Source organism: Curtobacterium sp. ER1/6 (assembly GCF_001742745.1).
Classification (GTDB): domain Bacteria; phylum Actinomycetota; class Actinomycetes; order Actinomycetales; family Microbacteriaceae; genus Curtobacterium; species Curtobacterium citri.
Genome location: NZ_MJAK01000005.1, coordinates 114,799 through 133,876 on the forward strand (window position 1 = coordinate 114,799; position 19,078 = coordinate 133,876).

A 19,078-nucleotide genomic window follows, 5' to 3' on the forward strand; every position below is an offset into this window, starting at 1 on the left:
CGCCTCCCGTCCGTCTCGAACGCGGTCTCAGGACCCGCCGGCCGCCGCCCAGAGCCGGCGTGCGTTCACGAGCCCGCGCTCGACGGCGTCGACGTCGTCCTCGAGCCCCTCGAACTCGATCGACACCGGCCCGTCGAAGCCGCTCGCGACGATCCGTTCCACGATCCGACCCAGCGGCAGGTCCCCGTGCCCGACGACCGTGCCGAGCACCGCGCGACCGGCGAGGGTCGACAACCAGCCGTCCGCGGCGGGCGGCGTCTCGCGCACCAGGAAGTCCTTGAGGTGCACGACGGCCGCGACCGGCAGCGTCCGCTGCACCGCCCGGAGCGGGTCGTCGTCGAGGCACACGAAGTTCCCGACGTCGAGCAGGGTGCGGAAGTTCGGTCGGTCGACCTCGTGCACGAGCCGCAGGATCCGCTCGCTGTCGTTGAACGCGAACCCGTGGTTCTCGACCATGGTCGTGATGCTGAGCGTCTCGGCGTGCTCGGCGACCGCACGGCACACCGGCACGACCCGTGCGAGCACCCGCTCGAACTCGGCGTGGTCCGCGTCCCGCCACGCCCACGGCACCACGTCGTGGCGGAACCGGGTGATCCCGAGCCGGTGCGCGACGTCGAGGTGCTCGTGCACGCGCGTCACCTCGGCGTCGACCGTGGCGGGGTCGGAGAAGTCCGCGCCGATCACGTGGTTCGCGAGCCCGATGCCGCGCGACGCGGCGTGCTCGCGGATGCGGTCGACCAGGTCGGGCTGCCGGGGCAGGTCGTCGCCGAAGCCACCGGCTGCGATCTCCAGGTGCTCGCCGCCGGCGTCGGCGACGCGGTCGACCACGTCGAGGATCGTCAGCGCACCGCGCTGGAGGGATCGGGCGTAGCTGTAGGAGGACACTCCGAGGCGCATGGCGCGACCCTAGCCGCTCCGGTCTCGCCGCCACCAGGGGTGTGGACGGCCCCCGCGCCGCTCGTGCGGGTGGGCGACCACGGCAGCCGACGGAAGAGCGGCATGAGCGGCTGGACCATCGCCCCGATCACGAACGCGGCGACCACCGTGCCGACGCCGACGTCGCCGCCGAGGAGCCAGCCGACCACGACGACGGTGACCTCGATCACGGTCCGCGCGAGCCAGAGCGGCCAGCCGAACCGTTCGTGCACGCCGACCATCAGGCCGTCGCGCGCACCGGTGCCGAGGCCCGCGCCGATGTAGCACGCCGTCGCGACCGCGAGCAGCACCAGTCCCGCCGCGAAGAGCAGGACCCGGGCCACCAGCCCGTCCGGCTCGGGGACGAGCCAGAGCACGAGGTCGGCGGCGGGGCCGATCGCCAGGACGTTGCAGAGCGTGCCGATGCCGGGCCGCTGGCGGAGCGGGATCCAGAGCAGCAGGATCACGACGCTCGACACCACGGTGATGACGCCGAACGACCAGGGCAGCACGTTCTCCAGGCCCTGCGTCAGGACCGTCCACGACCCGACGCCGACCACGGCGCGGACCTGCAGCGCGGTCGACGCACCGTAGAGGAACAGGCCGACGAGCAGTTGGACGGAACGCAGGACGAGGGCGGGGGTGCGGTGCATGCCGATGATGCTCGTCCTCGATTGGCCTGTTGGTCGAGAGCCAATCGCACTACGGTGGACCCGTGTCCCCGGTCTCGCTGAGCGCCCGCGCCGCCGCCCTCCTGCTCACCGACTGGCGTGCCGCCAGCGGTGCCCCGGCGTACGAGGCGCTGTCCGACGCGCTCCGCGTGCTCGTGATCGACGGGCGGGTGCCGCTCGGCGTCCGGCTCCCGGCCGAACGCGGGCTCGCCGACGCCCTCGGGGTGTCGCGGACCACGGTCGCGAACGCGTACGCCCGACTCCGGTCCGACGGCTTCCTCGTGTCGCTCCGGGGCTCCGGCAGCGTCGTGCACCTGCCGCGGGACCTCGTCGGGCGTCCGGATCCCGAGCGGCCCGGCGGCGTGGTCGGGGACGACCTGCTCGACCTCCGCAAGGCCGCGATGCACGCCGCGCCCGAGGTCGCCGAGGCCGTGGAGCGCGCGGTCCGGTACGTGCCCGCGGCGCTCGCCGGGATCGGCTACGACACCGTCGGCGATCCCGGGCTCCGCGCCGCGATCGCCGACCGGTACACCGAGCGCGGGTTGCCGACCGACCCGTCGCAGGTCGTCGTGACGATCGGCGCCCAGCACGCCATCGCGCTCCTCGCCCGTGTGCTCGTCCGCCGCGGCGACACGGTGCTCGTCGAGTCCCCGACCTACCCGCACGCGCACGAGGCGTTCCGCGAGGCCGGCGGTCGACTCGTCGGCGTCCCCGTCGACGCGCGCACCGGCTGGGACGCCACGGCGCTCGAGACGACGCTCCGCCGGACCGCGCCCGCGGTCGCCTACCTGATGCCCGAACTGCACAACCCGACCGGGGCGACCATGTCCGCCGCGACCCGGGAGCGCCTGCTCGCCGTCGCGGCCTCGACCGGGACCGTCGTGGTGGCCGACGAGACGATGGGCGAGCTCCGCATCGACGGCACGCCCGCACCGCCGCTGGCCACGGCGGACCCGGCGGTGGTCATGATCGGCTCGGCGGCCAAGGTGTTCTGGGGCGGGCTGCGGATCGGGTGGATCCGCGCGGACCCGGACCTGCTGCAGCGGCTGCTCCTCGCCCGCCCGACGGGCGACCTCGGCACGCCCGTGCTCGACCAGCTGGTCGCGCGCGAGCTCGTCCCGCGCACCGCGGCCGTCCTGGAGGCGCGGCGCACCGCCCTGCGCACCGGTCGCGACGACGTCGTGGCCGCGCTGCGCGCGCGGCTGCCCGAGTGGGACGTCCCCTCGCCGGACGGCGGCCTGACGACGTGGGTCGGGCTCGGCCGGCCGGTGTCGAGCGCGCTCGTGCTCGCGGCGCGTGCCGAGGGCGTCGTGCTCGCCTCGGGTGGGGTGTTCGGCCCCGACGGTGGGTTCGAGCGCTTCCTGCGGGTGCCGTACACGATGGGGGCGGCCGACCGGGAGCGCATGGTCGACGTGCTCGCGCGGGCGTGGGCCCGCGTCGGGGGCGAGGGCACGGGCGTCCGCGGGTCGCTCGCCGCGGTCGTCTGAGCGGCGGCGGGCAGCCGGTTCTGTTCGCAGGTGGAACTGCGAGGATCGGCTCGTGCACTTCCTCTCGGTCTTCAGCCTCCGCAACCGTGCCCTCATCGCGCTCGTCACGATCGTCGTCGCGGTGTTCGGCGGCATCGCGCTGACGAACCTCAAGCAGGAGCTCATCCCGAGCGTCCAGTTCCCCCAGGTGGCGATCGTGAGCGCCTACCCGGGCGCGACGCCGGAGGTCGTGTCGAACGACGTCTCGACGAAGATCGAGCAGGCGATCCAGGTGGTGCCGGACCTCGAGTCGACGAGCGCGACCTCGTCCACCGGGCAGAGCGTCGTCTCGGCGTCGTTCGACTACGGCTCGAACCTGGCGAGCGCCGAGGACAAGATCCAGACCGCGGTGAACGCGCTCTCGCTGCCGGACACCGTGCAGACGCAGATCGTCACCGGGTCCTTCGACGACCTGCCGGTCCTGCAGCTCGCGGTGACCGGCTCCGGCAACCAGGAGCAGCTGGTCGACCGGTTGAACGCGACCGCGGTGCCGGACCTCGAGAAGCTCGACGGCGTCCGGCAGGCCGACGTGTTCGGCAACCCGGGCCGCCGCGTCGTGATCACGCCGAACGAGGACGAACTGGCGTCGCGGGGGCTGACGACGCAGTCGATCTCGGACGCGCTCGACGACAACGGCACGCTCATCCCGGGCGGCACCATCACGCAGGACGGCCGGACGCTCTCGGTGCAGACGGGTGAGCGCATCGCGTCCCTGGACGACATCCGCGGGCTGCCGCTGACCGCGTCGAGCGGGTCGGGGTCGTCGGGCTCCGGGTCGGGCTCCGGCTCGTCCGGTCCGGCCTCGGGTGCCGGCGGTGCCGCGACCCAGGGCGGCGCCGCGGCCGGCGCACCGGGCAGCACGGGGACCGGCACCGGAGCCGCCGGTTCCGGTGACGGCACGGCCGGCGGAACCGCCGCGGGCCAGTCCGGCGCGGGTCAGACCGGTACCGGGACCACCGCGACCGGCGGGACGGGCGCGACCACGGCCTCCACGCCGACCTCGCTCGGCGACGTCGCGACCGTGCAGATCGAGGAGTCGCCGCGCACGTCGATCAGCCGTGTCGACGGCAAGACCGCGCTGACCATCGCCATCACGAAGACGCAGGAGGCGAACACCGTCGACGTCTCCGAGACGGTGAAGGCCGCCCTGCCCGGCATCGAGGCGAAGGTCGCGGGCTCCCCGCAGTTCACCGTCGTCTTCGACCAGGCCCCCTACATCCAGCAGTCCATCGACTCGCTGGCCGAGGAGGGGCTGCTCGGCCTCGGCTTCGCGGTCGTCGTCATCCTCGTGTTCCTGCTGTCCTGGCGCTCCACGCTGGTCACGGCGATCTCGATCCCGACGTCGGTGCTGCTCGCCGCGATCGGCATGCAGGCGGCCGGCTACACGCTCAACATCATCACGCTCGCCGCGCTGACGATCGCGATCGGCCGCGTGGTCGACGACTCGATCGTGGTCATCGAGAACATCAAGCGGCACCTGCAACCCGGGGTCGACCGCGGACGGGCGGTGCTCGACGCCGTGCGCGAGGTCGCGGGCGCCGTGACCGCGTCCACCCTCACCACCGTGGCGGTGTTCCTGCCCGTGGCCTTCGTCGCCGAGCTCGTCGGCGAGCTCTTCCGGCCGTTCGCGCTCACGGTCACGATGGCGCTGATCGCCTCGCTGCTCGTGTCGCTGACGATCGTGCCGGTCCTGGCGTACTGGTTCCTCCGTGCGCCGCGGACGCACCGGCACGCCGACGCCGGTCCCGCCCGGGAGCCGCAGCCCGCCGCCTCCGCCCCGGCCGCCGCCACCGGTGCCCTGGCCTCGGCCGACGGCCTGCACGACGCGGGCACCTCCGACCGGCTGCGCCGCGGGTACCTGCCCGTGCTCCGCTGGGCGATCGGTCGTCCGGCGCTCGTGCTCGTCCTCGCCCTGCTCGTGCTCGGTGGCACCGCCGCGGCCGTCCCGTTCGTCAAGACGAGCTACCTCGGCGACTCCGGGCAGAACACCTTCACCGTGACGCAGGACCTCGAGCCGGGCACGAGCCTGGACGAGCAGTCGGACGCCGCCCGCAAGGTCGAGGGCGTCCTGCGCGACGTCTCCGGCGTCGAGACCGTCCAGACCACGATCGGGTCGAGCGGCCAGTCCATCCAGGCGGCGTTCGGCGGTGGCGCCTCGGCGTCGGTGCAGTACAACGTCACGACCGACGCGGCTGCCGACCAGACGACGATCCAGTCGGCGGCCCGTGACCGCATCGGGCGGATCGACGGCGTCGGCGAGGTCAGCCTGTCGTCGGGCGGCGGCGGGTTCGGCGGGTCGAGCGACATCGAGGTCGACGTCACCGCGCCGACCCAGGCCGAGCTCGAGACCGCGGCCGGCAAGGTCCTCACGCAGATGCGCGGCGTCGCGGGCACGACCGGGGCGACGAGCAACCTCTCCGCCGCCGAGCCGTACCTGGCCGTGAAGGTCGACCGGAGCAAGGCGGCCGAGCGCGGGCTCACCGAGACGCAGGTCGGCGGGATCGTCGCCGCGTCGGTGTCCCCGCGCGACACCGGCAGCGTCGAGATCGACGACGCCACCCTCGACGTCTACATCGCCGCCCCGGAGCCGCCCACGACGATCGACGCCCTGAAGGCGCTGTCGATCCCGACCGCGAGCGGTGACGTCCCGCTGTCCGACGTCGCCACGATCGAGCAGTCCGACGGACCGACGACGATCACGACGTCCGACGCGGTCCGCACCGCGACCATCACGGTGACGCCGGATTCGACGAACCTCGGCGAGGCCGTGCAGAACGTCACGGCGGCGGTGGACCGGCTCGACCTGCCTCGCGGCGCGTCGGCGACGATCGGCGGTGTGGCGTCGAGCCAGTCGTCGGCGTTCAGCCAGCTGCTGCTCGCGGTGCTCGTGGCCGTGCTCATCGTCTACGTGATCATGGTCGCGACGTTCCGCAGCCTGCGGCAGCCGCTCATGCTGCTCGTCTCGATCCCGTTCGCGGCGACCGGTGCGGTCCTGCTGCAGATCGTCACGGGCATCCCGCTTGGTGTCGCCTCGATCATCGGCCTGCTCATGCTCGTCGGCATCGTCGTGACGAACGCCATCGTGCTCATCGACCTGGTGAACCAGTACCGGCGCCGGGGACTCCGGGTGCGCGAGGCACTGGTCGAGGGCGCGACCCGGCGACTCCGGCCGATCCTCATGACGGCACTGGCGACGATCTTCGCGCTGCTGCCGATGGCGGTCGGGCTCACCGGGAAGTCCGGGTTCATCTCGCAGCCGCTCGCGCTGGTCGTGATCGGTGGGCTGGTGTCCTCGACGCTGTTGACCCTCGTGGTGCTGCCGGCGCTCTACTCGGTGGTCGAGGGGCTCTTCGAGCGACGGGCCGACCGACGGGCGGCGCGGGCCGCGGAGCGTGACGGGGCCGAGCACGACGGGGCCGCCGAGCGCGACGGGGCCGACACCGGGACGGCGGAGGCGTAGCGGGACGCAGGACGGGCCACGTCGGCCGGGCGGCCGGCGGCCGTCCGCTCAGTCGCGGGAGCCGGACTCCTCCGCGTCGACCTCGCGGAACCACGAGACGACGACGCAGGTCAGCGTGACGAGGAACACGATCGCAGCCCCCTGCGCGGCGACGGCCATGCGGCCGGTCGCTGCCGAGTAGCCCCCGAAGGCGACCGCGGCCGTGAACGACAGTCCGAGCAGGAGCTCCGCGTAGGTCCGGACGGAGCTGCGGTGGGGCCACTCGGTCGGGACGCTCAGGGGACGGTCGATGGTGTCGGTCACACAGGAAGTCTGTTCGGAGCGATCAGCTGCCGCACACCCGAATCCGGGTGCCACCCGCACGGGGCACGGCGCTCGCGACTAGCCGAGCCGTGCCCGCAGGAAGGCAACGACCCGCTCGCTCATCGCCCGGTCGAGCTGCGCGATCGAGTGCGCCGTGCCCTCGACCGCCACGAACGTCACGGGCACGTCGTGGGCACGCAGCGTCGCCACGAACTCCTGCGACTCCCACAGCGGGATGAACTCGTCGGTCGAGTGCCCGACGAAGAACGGGGGCGTGTCCGTGGTGACGTGGGACCCGGGCGAGGCCTGCTGTGCCGCCGGACAGTCGGCGTACGCCCGGCAGCCCAGGTAGAGCAGCTGCTTCCGCTGGAACGAGGCCGACACCCCGTCCGGCTCGGTCGACCGTGCCGTCAGGTCCGTCGGACCGCTCAGGTCCACCACCGCGCGCACCCGGTCACCGGCGGCCCAGGCGGCGGACTCGTGGTCCTGGACGGCGAGCAGCGCGGCGAGGTTGCCGCCGGCGCTGCCGCCGAACAGTCCGACGCGGTCGGGGTCGATGTCGTAGGTCTCCAGGGTCGCCGGGCGGAACACCCAGTCGAGCGCCCGGCGGACGTCGTCGTACCCGGCGGGCCACGGGTCGGTCGGGGCCAGGCGGTAGTCGACGTTGACGGTCACGAAGCCCTCGGACGCCAGGTACTGGCAGACCGCTCGGTAGGCCGCGGTCGCCTTGTCGCCGTGCGACCAACTGCCGCCGTGGATCATCATCACGGCCGGGCGGCCCGACGAGGGGCGGGGGTCCGCCCGGGCGGGGTCCGCCGCCGCCGTGCTGGGCGAGCGCGAGGGCGAGGGCGTCGGCGTCGGTGTCGCCGTGGTGTCGGGCGCGCTGTCCGGCGGCAGGCAGACGTCGAGTCGCTGCAGGTCCGCCGAGCCGTACGGCACGTCGGCCACGACGTCGATCCCCGGGTAGCGCAGCGAGAGCGGGTAGATCACCGGCTCGGCCGTCACGGTCTCGTCCCGGTCCGCCGCGGGAGCGCCGCTGCACGACACGAGCGCACCGAGCACCGCCCCCGCGGTGAGGAGTGCGAGCAGTGTCCGGCGGCCTGTCCTCATCGGCGTCCACGCTAACCCGCGGTCCCGTGCGCCGCGTCCGCCGCTGGGCCTTCCGGTGCCAGGACGGGCCCGCGGTGCCAGGATGGAGGAGACCCGCAGGAGGACCCGTGAGCCGTCGCAAGGCCTGGAACACCGACCCCGAACCCCTGCTCCGCGTCGAGGAGGGCTTCCGCCTCGACCGCGTCGACCCCGACGGCACCCCGGGTTTCCCCGGGCGCAAGATCGACGGGCTCGAGTCGCTCGCCACCGGCGCCGACCGCCTGGCGGCCCTGCAGGAGCGACTGCACGCCGCGAGCACGGCGGGGGACGAGCGCCGCGTGCTCCTCGTGCTGCAGGCGATGGACACCGCGGGCAAGGGCGGCATCGTCTCGCACGTCGTCGGCGCGGTCGACCCGAACGGTGTGCACTACGCCGGCTTCGGTGCCCCCACCGCCGAGGAGCGCGAGCACGACTTCCTCTGGCGCGTCGAGCGCGAGCTCCCGCGGGCCGGGCAGCTCGGGGTGTTCGACCGGTCCCACTACGAGGACGTCCTCATCCAGAAGGTGCGGTCGATGGCCCCGCCCGAGGAGATCGAACGCCGCTACGGCGCCATCGTCGAGTTCGAGGACCGGCTCGTCGCCGCGGGCACGACGGTCGTCAAGGTGATGCTGCACATCTCGAAGGACGAGCAGCGCGAGCGGCTGGGTGACCGCCTCGACCGCCCGGACAAGCACTGGAAGTTCAACCCGGGCGACATCGACGAGCGGCTCCTCTGGGACGAGTACCAGGAGGCCTACCAGACGGTCTTCGACCGGACCTCGACGGCGCGTGCACCCTGGTACGTCGTCCCGGCGAACCGCAAGTGGTACGCCCGGCTCGCCGTCCAGCAGCTCCTCCTCCGTGCCCTGGAGGACATGCAGCTCAGCTGGCCCGCGGCAGACTTCGACGTGGCCGAGCAGCGGCAGCGGCTCGCGGAGTCCTGATCCGGGGCACCGACCGGGAGGCCCGCCCCACCCCGTCCCCGCGGCTCACGTCCGCCCCGGGGCTGGCGGGCGCGCGCCGGGTCGCGTAGAATCACTCGGTCGGCCTTCGACGCCGTGACACTGTGATCACGGCCTTTGCTCGGGTGTGTGTTGTTCGAGGGCTGGATTCACGTCGAACCGCGACGGGAAGAACCTCCTCTCCGCCTCATGAGCCTGCGCCGACGTCGCTGCCGGGCACGCGGATGTCTGCACCCCGGAAAGAAGCCATGGCCCCGTACGACAAGGGCGCGCGTCAGCGTGCCGACGACCGAGTCCGCCACGCGAACGGCACCCCCGCCGCTCGCTCCAGCAAGCACCGCGGCTACCGCGCCGCCGACCCGTCGCAGCCGCGGCAGAAGCAGCGCTGGGACGCCGATGCGCGCCGAGGCCGCGAGGCGCAGGGCGAGCGTCCGGCCCGCCCGAACTGGGAGCCGCGCGACGGCGGTCAGCGCCGCGACGACCGCGGTGGTCGCGGGTTCGACCGCAACGAACGCGCCCCGCGCCGGTTCGAGCGTGACGACCGTGCCCCGCGTCGTGACGACGACCGTGGTGGTCGTCGGTTCGACCGTGACGATCGCGCACCGCGTCGTGACGACGACCGTGGTGCTCGTCGGTTCGACCGTGACGATCGCGCTCCGCGTCGTGACGACGACCGTGGTGGCCGTCGCTTCGACCGTGACGAGCGTGCTCCGCGCCGGTTCGACCGTGACGACCGCGCGCCGCGTCGTGACGACGACCGTGGTGGCCGTCGGTTCGACCGTGACGAGCGTGCCCCGCGTCGGTTCGACCGCGACGACCGTGCCCCGCGTCGCGATGACGACCGTGGTGCCCGTCGGTTCGATCGTGACGACCGCGCCCCGCGTCGGTTCGATCGTGACGACCGTGCGCCCCGTCGTGAGGACGACCGTGGTGCCCGTCGCTTCGATCGTGACGACCGCGCGCCCCGTCGTGACGACGATCGTGGTGCCCGTCGGTTCGACCGCGACGATCGCGCCCCGCGTCGCTCCTTCGACCGTGACGACCGCCCCCAGCGCCGCTCGTTCGACGAGGACCGCGCTCCCCGCCGCGACCGCGACGACTCCCGCGGCTCGTACGTCCCCGCCGACGACGTCAAGCTCGAGAAGCTCCAGGCCGAGGCGACCGTCGCGGCCGACGTCGAGGGCGTGAGCTTCACCGACCTCGGGATCGGCGGCAACATCTCGCGCACCCTCGCCGAGATGGGCGCCACGAGCCCGTTCCCGATCCAGGCCGCGACGATCCCCGACGTGCTCGCCGGCAAGGACGTGCTCGGCCGCGGCCGCACCGGCTCCGGCAAGACCATCGCCTTCGGTGCGCCCCTCGTCGAGAAGCTCATGGAGCACGGCGGCGGCACGAAGCGGAAGATGGGCCGCGCCCCGCGTGCGCTCATCCTCGCCCCGACGCGCGAGCTCGCCCTGCAGATCGACCGCACGGTGCAGCCGATCGCCCGCTCGGTCGGCCTCTTCACGACGCAGATCTACGGCGGTGTGCCCTACGGCCGCCAGGAGGGCGCCCTCGAGCGCGGTGTGGACATCATCGTCGGCACGCCCGGTCGCGTGCAGGACCTGATGAACAAGGGGAAGCTCGACCTCAGCGAGGTCGTCGTCTCCGTGCTCGACGAGGCCGACCACATGTGCGACCTCGGGTTCCTCGAGCCCGTGCGGGAGATCCTCTCGGCCACGGCCGAGGTCACCCCGCAGGGCAACCGCGCGCAGAAGCTCCTGTTCAGCGCGACCCTCGACGCGCAGGTCGCCTCGCTGGTGTCCGAGTTCCTGCACGAGCCGAGCGTCCACGAGGTCGCCGGCGAGGACCAGGCATCCTCGACCATCGACCACCGCGTGCTGGTCGTCGAGCAGCGCCAGAAGGACCAGGTCCTCGAGGAGCTCGTGGCCGGTGACGGCAAGACGATCGTCTTCGCGCGCACCCGCGCCTACGCCGAGCGTCTGGCCGACCAGTTCGAGGACGCCGGCATCCGTGCGACCTCGCTCCACGGTGACCTGAACCAGTCGCGGCGCACCCGCAACCTGCAGCTGCTCACGAGCGGCCGGGTGAACGTGCTCGTCGCGACCGACGTCGCCGCGCGCGGCATCCACGTCGACGACGTGTCGCTCGTCGTGCAGGCCGACGCCCCGGACGACTACAAGGCCTACATGCACCGCTCGGGCCGCACGGGTCGTGCCGGCAAGGAGGGCACGGTCGTGACGATCGTCCCGCGCGGTCGCATCCGGAAGATCGAGGGCATCCTCGAGAACGCCGAGATCGAGGCGGACCTCGTGCAGGCGGCGCCCGGTGACGGCATCGTGGCGGAGCTCGCCGCGCGCTAGTCGCGACCAGCGGTCCCGGAACGCCCCCGTCTCGTCGTGCGCGAGACGGGGGCGTTCCGTCGAGACGCCGTGGTGCACACGAGACGCCGCGAGATCCCGCGGCGTCTCGGGAACCGCGCGGCGTCTCGCGACCAGACGACGGACGGGAGGCGCGGTGCCAGCTGGCACCGCGCCTCCCGTCCGTCTGGTGGGACCGGCGTCAGCGGTTGAAGAAGAGCAGGCCCCGCACGTAGCCGGCCTGGCCGGCGTGCTGCGTGCAGTCGTCGAGGATGCTGACCAGCCGGGCCCCGCGCGTCACGGGCGGGTCCCACGCGTCGTCGACCACGGGGTCGAGGTCGTCCGGACCGAGCGTCGCCAGGTAGGCCGCGGTGCGTTCGTGCACGGCGCGGAGGTAGCCGTTCAGCAGGTCCGCCGACGCGCGCACGCGACCGACGTCCTCGCGGGACATCCCGTAGCCGAGCGCCTCGGCCGGGAAGGGCAGGCCGAAGCGTTCCACCCAGCCGTCCGCGGTCCAGACCTGCTCGGTGCCCGCGAGGTCCGCGACCTGTGCGTCCTGCCCACGGGCGGTGTGCCAGGCCAGCCATGCGAGCGTGTTGGCGCCCGCGGCCGGGCGGGCGGCGAGCTGGTCCGTGGAGAGGCCGTCGAGCGCACGCGCGACGGTCTCGGGCACGCGGGCGAACGCTTCGGTGAGGAGTTCCGCTGGGGTCATGCGGCCGACGCTACGCGGGGCGTGCCGACCTCGCTTCCGGTGGTCGGGAGTGGCCCGGGGCTCAGCGCGCGGTGACTGCCCGGTGGTGTCCGTCGAGGGACGCGCCGATGGCCTCGAACGCCGACGCCACGGCCGTCCGGTCCGCGGGGGCGATCGCCGCTCCGAAGACCGCGGCCCAGGTGTCGCCGACCCCACGGGCGACCGCGAGACCGGCCGGTGTGCTCCGAACGAGGATGCTGCGGCGGTCGCCGGGGTTCGGACGGCGCTCGACCAGACCGCGCCGCTCGAGCCGGTCGAGCAGCGAGGTCATCGCGCCCGTGCTCAGCTCGAGCTGGTCGCCCGCCTGCTTCGGTGTCGTCGCGTGCCCGTCGGTGGCACCCAGGTGCACGAGGAACCGCGTGTCGGTGACGTTCAGCCCGCGGGTCGCGCTCTCGTGGGCCAGCAGCCGGGCGTGCCGGACCTGCAGGAGCCGGAAGGCCTCCACCATGCGACCGAGCGCCGGGTCGCCGGGCCAGCCGCCCGCGGGCGGGACGACGGCCGCGGGGTCGACGTCGACGTCGGGGGAGACGGGGGCAGAGGACGTCGACGGCAGGCTGCGGGGCGGGAGGACGGGGGAGGCGTCGGGCACGGGTGGCTCTTCTCGGGTGGGTGATCGCTGCGGCGATCGACGGGACGCGGGCGGGGCCGGGTCACCGGTCCATCGAACAAGTATCTCAATGATTGAGATACCCCCCAACAATGGGGGCACACCGCTCCTTGTCGTTCGTGCAGTCGCCGAGTAGCTTGATCGCCGTACTACGAGGCTCTGAAGCGCGACCAACCACCGCGGGTCCGGAGCCGCCACCGATCAGGAACCCCTCTGGAGGACGACCATGTCCCGTGTCACCCCTCGTGCTGCCCGCCTGGCGGCCTGGATCGCCGTTCCCGCCGCCCTCGTGGCGTCGGGCGTCGTCGTCTCGACGGCTTCGTACTCGGCCTTCTCGGCCACCACGTCCACGCCGACCAGCAACTGGACCGCCGGCACCGTCGCCCTGTCGAACGACGCCACGGCCAACACCGCGCTGTTCGCGGCGACGAACCTCAAGCCGGGGTCGACCGACAGCAGGTGCATCACGGTGACGTCGAGCGGGTCGCTGCCGTCGACCGTGAAGCTGTACGCCACGAGCCCGCAGACCTCGAGCGCGCTCGCCACGAACACCACGATCAAGATCGAGCAGGGGACCGGCGGCGGCTTCGCCTCGTGCGCGGGCTTCACGCCGGCGGCGACCGGCGGCACGCTCTTCAACGACAGTCTGCCGAACCTCGGCACGCAGGCGACCGGCTTCGGCAACGGTCTCGGCGCGTGGACCACCACCGGCGGCACGAACGAGACGCGCGTCTACCGGGTCACCTACTCGGTGGCCGCGGCGACGCCGAACGCCGCGCAGGGCACGACCGCGTCGGTCGGCCTCACGTGGGAGGCCCAGAACAACTAGCGGCGGGCTCGGTACGGTCATGGTCAGCATCGCCGTTCGCGGAGCCGCAGCGCCGCACGACGGGCTGCACGACGCCGTCGACTGGGGTCGGGTGGTCGTCGCGACGGCGGCCCGTGCGGTCCTCGCGGCCCTCGTCGGCCTCGCCGTCTGGTCGGCCGCGCCGGCGCTGCTCGGCTGGCACCCGACCACGGTGATGACCGGCTCGATGGCACCGCGGCTCCTGCCGGGCGACGTCGTCGTCTCGCGCCCGGTCGCCCCGGCCGAGGTCCGGCCCGGGCAGGTGCTGCTCGCCGACGACCCGGACCACCCGGGGCGCCTGCGCATGCACCGGTTCGTCGAGCCCGGCCGCGACGGGACCGTCGTCACGAAGGGCGACGCCAACCCGCAGGCCGACTCGACGCCGATCGAGCGCTCGGCCGTGCACGGGGTTGCCGCCCTCCGCGTCCCGTTCGTCGCGAGTCCGGTCCTCTGGGTCCGCGAGGGGCGGTGGGTCGAGACCGGCGTCCTCACCCTCGTGGTCGTCGCGCTGCTCGCGCTCGCGACCGTCGACGGGGCGCTCCGGCGGCCGGCCGCGCACCGCGCTGCACGTCGTGCCGGGCACGCCGGCCCCGTCGCCGACGCTGCGGTGACCGGCCGGGAGGCACGTGGGGCCCCCGACGTCGGCTCGCCGTCCGTCGCGGGTCCCGACCCGAGCCGTCGGTCGCTCCGTCCCGTCGCGCGCCGGGGCAGCGGGGTCCGTCGTGACCGGTCCCGTCGTGCCGGGGCGGATCGCGGCCGGGCCCACCGTGCCGGGGCGGTCGTGCTCGTCGTGCTCGCCGCGGGCGGGTCCGTCGTGCTGCCCGCCGGCCGGGCGGACGCGGGGCCCTTCGGCCGGGCGACGGCGACCGACCTCCGGCTCACCGCGGCCGTCGTGGCGCCCGCGACGTCGCCGACGTGCACCGACGCGAGCGGCTCCGTCGTCATCGCGTGGCAGTACGCCGGGGACGACCCTCGGTCGTTCACCCTGTCGGACGACACCGGCGCCGTGCTCGCGACGACCGACGGCAGGGCCCGGTCGGCCACCGTCCGGCTGAGCAGCCTGCTCGCCCTCGGGACCACCCGGGCGGTCCGGGTGCAGGCCACCGACGCGAGCTCGTGGACCGCCGCGCCGAGCGCGCCCGTGTCCGTCCGGTACTCGTCCCTCGCGGGGATCGGCCTCGGGGACGGGACCAGCTGCGTCCGCTGACCCCGGTCCTGCACCGCGTCCGGCCGACCGCAGGTCCTCCACAGCCCGGCGGTGCCGGTCCGGGGATGTCCCCGGACGCCGCTACCGTGACGGCATGCGGATCCTGCACACCGGCGACTGGCACCTCGGCCGCACGCTGCTCGGGGCGGACCTGCTCGCGCACCAGGCGACCTTCACCGACTTCCTCGTCGATACCGTCCGCGCCAGGGGTGTCGACCTCGTGGTCATCGCGGGTGACGTCTACGACCGGGCGATCCCACCGGTGGACGCCGTCCGGATGCTCTCCCGCACGCTCGAACGCCTGGCCGCGACGGCGACGGTCGTCCTCACGCCCGGCAACCACGACTCCGCCGCCCGGCTCGGCTTCGGGTCCGGTGTGATGCACGATCGGGTGCGGATCCTCGCTGAGCCGACGGGCATCGGCACCCCGGTGCTGCTCACCGACGACGACGGAGCGGTCGCGGTCTACGGCATCCCGTACCTGCACCCCGACCTCACCCGGCACGCCCTCGCCGCGGTGCCGGACGAGCCGCTCGCCCGGTCGCACCAGGCGGTCCTCGGCGCGGCGACGGAGCGCGTCCGCGCCGACCTCGCAACGCGTCCCGGCACCCGGAGCATCGTCGTCGCCCACGCCTTCGTCGGCGGTGCGGAACCGAGCGACAGCGAGCAGGACATCCGGGTCGGCGGGGTCGACATGGTCGCCGCGTCCGTCTTCGACGGCATCGACCTCGTCGCGCTCGGCCACCTGCACGGTCCGCAGCGCGTCGGGCCCGACGACCGGATCCGGTACGCGGGGTCGCCGCTGGCGTTCTCGTTCGGTGAACGACACCAGCGCAAGAGCGTCACGGTGGTCGACCTGGCGGCGGACGGCTCGGTCACGGTCGAGCTCGTGCCGACGCCGGTCCCACGACGGCTCGTCGACGTGCGCGCCACCATCGCGGAGATCGAGTCCGGAGCGCACCGCGCCGACGCGGACGCCTGGGTCCGGGTCGCGGTGACGGATGCCGTGCACCCCGAGCGCATGTACGCGCGGGTGAAGGACCACCTCCCGCACGCCCTCGCGATCACCCACGACCCCGCCGACCGTCCCGAGCGCCCGGCAGCGCGGCCGGTGACGGCGACGTCCGACCCCGTCGAGGTCGCGGCCGACTTCGTCGCCTTCGCCACCGGGACCGCGCCGGACGACGACGACCGGGCGGTCCTGACCGAGGCGTACGAGGCGGCGGCCCTCGCGATGCACGACGACCGGGGGCGCTGATGTACCTGCACCGACTCGAGCTCCGGGCGATCGGACCGTACCCGGAGCTCGTCACCATCGACTTCGCGGCGCTCGCCGCGTCCGGGGTGTTCCTGCTCGAGGGGCCGACGGGCTCCGGCAAGTCGACGATCATCGACGCCGTGGTGTTCGCCCTGTACGGCGGGCTCGCGGGCGAGGGCTCGACCCACGACCGACTGCACAGCCAGCACGCCGACCCGGGTGTCGAGCCCTTCGTCGAGCTCGTCTTCGAGACCGGTGCGGGGGTGTACCGGGTGCGCCGGACGCCGCAGTACGACCGCCCGAAGCAGCGCGGAGCGGGGACGGTCCGGCAGCAGGCGTCCGCCCAGCTCTTCCGCCTCGCACACCCGGCGGACGCGATCGGCGAGCCCGTGTCCTCGCGCATCCCCGAGATCGGACTCGAGGTCACCCGGGTGGTGGGGCTCGACCGCGCGCAGTTCCTGCAGACCGTCGTCCTGCCGCAGGGCGAGTTCGCCCGCTTCCTCCGGTCGCCCGGTGAGGACCGCCGGAAGCTCCTGCAGTCCCTGTTCGGCACGCAGGTCTACGACCGCACGGCCGACGAGCTCGCGGCACGACGGCGGGCGGTGCAGGCCGAGGTCGAGGCTGCCGACGCCCGGGTCCGTGACGCCCTCGCCCGCTTCGCACAGGCGGCGGGGACGGCTGCCGACGAGCAGTCGGCCGCCGACGACCACGCGGTGGCCGACGACCACGCGGTGGCCGACGAGCACGCGGTGTCCGCGACGCTGCACGCGCTGCAGGCCGCGGCGTCGGAGGCCGTGACCCGGCGCGCCAACGCGGTCGCCGCACTCGACCGGGCGCGCGCGCACGAGCAGGACGTCGCCGCGCGGCTCGCCGCCCGCGACCGACGCGCCGCGCTCCTCGCCCGGCGCCGGGAGCTCGACGAGCGGGCTCCCCGGGTCGCTGCCGCACGCGAGCGTCTGGACCTCGCGGAGCGGGCGGCGCGGGTCACCGCCTCCGCCGACGGGCTCGACGCCGCCCGCGCCCGGGCCGCTGACACCGCCGGAGCCGCGTCCGACCTGCGACGCCGCTCGGGCATCCCGGACACGGCGGACGTGGTCGCCCGTCGCGCCGACGTCGCCACGTGCCTCGGAGCGGTGCGGCACCTCGTGCCGGTCGAGGACACGATCGCCGGGCGCCGACGTGCGCTGGCGGACGCCGCCGCACGGGCCGGACGCCTCGCTGAGCGCATCCGCGAGCTCGACGTCGCGCTCGAGGCCCGCCCCGCCGGACGGACCGCCCTGGTCGAGGACGCGCGGGCCGCAGCGACGGCGGCGTCCGACGCCGAGGCCGCGCGGGCCGAGACGGAACAGGTGCGGCAGCTCCGGGCCGACCTCGACGCCCGGGACGCCTCCGTCGCCGCCGTCGCCGCTGCCGAACCGGTCGTCGCCGACCGGCGTCGGCGTGCGGAAGAGCTCCTCGAGGCGGAGCGGTCCCTGCGCGCCCGTCGCATCGCCGGCCTGGCGGGCGAGCTCGGCGCCGCACTCGTGCCCGGCGACCCGTGCCCGGTGTGCGGCGCGATGGAGCACCCGGCGGTCGCCGTACCGCAGTCCGACCACCCCGACGCCGACAGCGTGGAGGCCGCCGCCGCTGCGACCCGCGCCGCCGAGGCCGCCCTGGCCGAGGCCGCGACGGACCTGGCGGTCGAGCGAGCCGCGCTCGAGCGGCTCCGCGCAGCCGTCGGGGACGCCGACGCCACGACCCTGGCCGAACGGGCAGCGGCGGCAGCGGCGCGGCTCCGCACCGCCCGCGACGCCGCCGTCCGCGTCGCGGAGCTCGAGGGCCGACGCACCGCCTTCGACGACGAGACCCGGGCGCTCGAGCGCGAGCACCACGCCGTGCAGGCCGACCGCGCGGTCCTGGTGGCCACGAGCGCGGCGGACGAGGATCGGCTGGGGCAGGACGCCGCGGCGGTCGCGGATGCGGTCGACCGAGCCGGGGAGCTGCTGGCCGACCCGTGGGCGACCAGCGACCAGGAGCCGGACGCCGGTGCCGATGCCGTCCCGTCGCTGCGCGCGGCGGTGGATGCGCTCGAGGCACTCGTCGCCCGTGCGGACGCCGTGTCCGCCGCGGACGAGCGCGCCGCTGCCGCCGCACGTGCGGTGCTCGAGCGCGAGGTCGAGGTGGCCCGGACGCTCGCCGACCACGACTTCGACTCCCTGGAGACGGCCCGGACCGCGGTGCTGTCGACCGAGCAGGCGTCGGCACTCCGGAGCGAGGTCACCGCCGCCGAGCGGGAGCACGCCGTGGTCGAGGCGGGCCTCGCCGAACCCGGGGTCGTCGCCGCCGCGGAGGACACCGACGAGGACCTCGACGCAGAGGCTGCCCGGGCCGCACACCGCGCCGCCGTCGAGCAGGCCGACGAGGCCACCCGTGCGGCGGTGAGCGCGACCGACCGCGCCGACGCGAGCGCGCGCTGCGCCACCGACCTCGACCGAGCCGTCCGGTCCCGCGACGCCCTCTCGGCGCGCAGCCGTGCGGTCGTCCGTCTGGCCGACGTCGCGAACGGCGCCGCCGGGGTCAACCCGACCGGCATCACGCTCGGCACCTACGTGCTGATGCGCCGCTTCGAGGACGTCGTCGCCGCGGCCAACGACCGCCTCCGTGGCATGCTCGCGGGACGGTTCACCCTCGAGACCTCGGACGAGCGCGAAGCCGGGTCCCGAGCCCGTCGGACCGGGCTCGCCCTCGCCGTCCACGACCACAGCACCGACACCCGTCGTGCACCCGGGAGCCTGTCGGGCGGCGAGACCTTCACGGTCTCCCTCTGCCTCGCGCTCGGGCTCGCCGACGTCGTGCAGGCCGAGGCGGGCGGGGTGTCGCTCGGCACGCTGTTCGTCGACGAGGGCTTCGGGACGCTCGACCCGGAGACGCTCGACGACGTCATCGGGCAGCTCGCACGGCTCACGGCGGGTGGCCGTCAGGTCGGCATCGTCAGCCATGTCGAGGAGCTCAAGCAGCGCATTCCGGAGCGGATCGCGGTCCGGCGCACGCCGGACGGCGGGTCTCGCGTCACGACGACGGTCTGAGCCGGGTCACCGGTACGA

General features: G+C 74.4%; 14 protein-coding genes. 8 read left to right on the forward strand and 6 right to left on the reverse strand.

Annotated features, from left to right (window positions below; translation table 11 throughout):
* Positions 1-27: 27 nt before the first annotated feature.
* Positions 28-897, reverse strand: coding sequence for a sugar phosphate isomerase/epimerase family protein (locus Cus16_RS09670; protein WP_069712454.1), 870 nt, complete (start codon positions 895-897; stop codon positions 28-30).
* Positions 840-1,568, reverse strand: a complete 729-nt coding sequence (locus Cus16_RS09675) for a YczE/YyaS/YitT family protein (protein WP_223246577.1) — start codon at positions 1,566-1,568, stop codon at positions 840-842. Before Cus16_RS09675 ends, Cus16_RS09670 begins: the two co-directional genes overlap by 58 nt.
* Positions 1,569-1,630: 62 nt before the next feature.
* Between Cus16_RS09675 and Cus16_RS09680 the strand changes: the two genes are divergently transcribed.
* Both Cus16_RS09680 and Cus16_RS09685 read left to right on the forward strand, forming a co-directional pair.
* Positions 1,631-3,073: a PLP-dependent aminotransferase family protein gene (locus Cus16_RS09680; protein ID WP_069712455.1), complete on the forward strand. Its 1,443-nt coding sequence runs from the start codon at positions 1,631-1,633 to the stop codon at positions 3,071-3,073.
* A gap of 52 nt (positions 3,074-3,125) precedes the next feature.
* On the forward strand, positions 3,126-6,572 hold the full coding sequence (locus tag Cus16_RS09685) for an efflux RND transporter permease subunit (protein WP_083263863.1): 3,447 nt from the start codon (positions 3,126-3,128) through the stop codon (positions 6,570-6,572).
* Positions 6,573-6,620: 48 nt separating this feature from the next.
* On the opposite strand, the gene Cus16_RS09690 is transcribed toward Cus16_RS09685, so the two are convergent.
* Positions 6,621-6,875, reverse strand: a complete 255-nt coding sequence (locus Cus16_RS09690) for a hypothetical protein (RefSeq protein ID WP_069712456.1) — start codon at positions 6,873-6,875, stop codon at positions 6,621-6,623.
* Positions 6,876-6,953: 78 nt separating this feature from the next.
* On the reverse strand, positions 6,954-7,985 hold the full coding sequence (locus Cus16_RS09695) for an alpha/beta hydrolase (protein ID WP_141718914.1): 1,032 nt from the start codon (positions 7,983-7,985) through the stop codon (positions 6,954-6,956).
* A gap of 107 nt (positions 7,986-8,092) precedes the next feature.
* Here Cus16_RS09695 and Cus16_RS09700 point away from each other — a divergent pair, with 107 nt between their 5' ends.
* Together Cus16_RS09700 and Cus16_RS09705 are read left to right on the forward strand one after the other, a co-directional pair.
* Positions 8,093-8,947 carry a PPK2 family polyphosphate kinase gene (locus Cus16_RS09700; RefSeq protein WP_069712458.1) on the forward strand — a complete coding sequence of 285 codons (855 nt, stop codon included), beginning with the start codon at positions 8,093-8,095 and terminating at the stop codon, positions 8,945-8,947.
* Positions 8,948-9,213: 266 nt separating this feature from the next.
* Entirely contained in the window at positions 9,214-11,328 is a 2,115-nt protein-coding gene (locus tag Cus16_RS09705; protein WP_069712459.1) for a DEAD/DEAH box helicase, read from the forward strand.
* 199 nt (positions 11,329-11,527) lie between these two features.
* On the opposite strand, the gene Cus16_RS09710 is transcribed toward Cus16_RS09705, so the two are convergent.
* Both Cus16_RS09710 and Cus16_RS09715 read right to left on the reverse strand, forming a co-directional pair.
* On the reverse strand, positions 11,528-12,037 hold the full coding sequence (locus Cus16_RS09710) for a mycothiol transferase (RefSeq protein ID WP_069712460.1): 510 nt from the start codon (positions 12,035-12,037) through the stop codon (positions 11,528-11,530).
* Between the two features lie 61 nt (positions 12,038-12,098).
* Positions 12,099-12,665, reverse strand: a complete 567-nt coding sequence (locus Cus16_RS09715) for a MarR family winged helix-turn-helix transcriptional regulator (protein WP_069712461.1) — start codon at positions 12,663-12,665, stop codon at positions 12,099-12,101.
* A 244-nt stretch (positions 12,666-12,909) separates the two neighbouring features.
* On the opposite strand from Cus16_RS09715, the gene Cus16_RS09720 reads away from it, so the two are divergent.
* The 4 genes from Cus16_RS09720 (at position 12,910) to Cus16_RS09735 (ending at position 19,060) form a co-directional block, all read left to right on the forward strand.
* Positions 12,910-13,512, forward strand: a complete 603-nt coding sequence (locus Cus16_RS09720) for a hypothetical protein (RefSeq protein ID WP_069712462.1) — start codon at positions 12,910-12,912, stop codon at positions 13,510-13,512.
* Positions 13,513-13,531: 19 nt separating this feature from the next.
* Positions 13,532-14,737, forward strand: a complete 1,206-nt coding sequence (locus Cus16_RS09725; RefSeq protein ID WP_069712463.1) for a hypothetical protein — start codon at positions 13,532-13,534, stop codon at positions 14,735-14,737.
* 94 nt (positions 14,738-14,831) lie between these two features.
* On the forward strand, positions 14,832-15,995 hold the full coding sequence (locus Cus16_RS09730; protein ID WP_069712464.1) for an exonuclease SbcCD subunit D: 1,164 nt from the start codon (positions 14,832-14,834) through the stop codon (positions 15,993-15,995).
* A complete protein-coding gene (locus Cus16_RS09735; RefSeq protein WP_069712465.1) occupies positions 15,995-19,060 on the forward strand; it encodes an AAA family ATPase in 3,066 nt (1,021 codons plus the stop codon). Before Cus16_RS09730 ends, Cus16_RS09735 begins: the two co-directional genes overlap by 1 nt.
* Positions 19,061-19,078 lie beyond the last annotated feature (18 nt).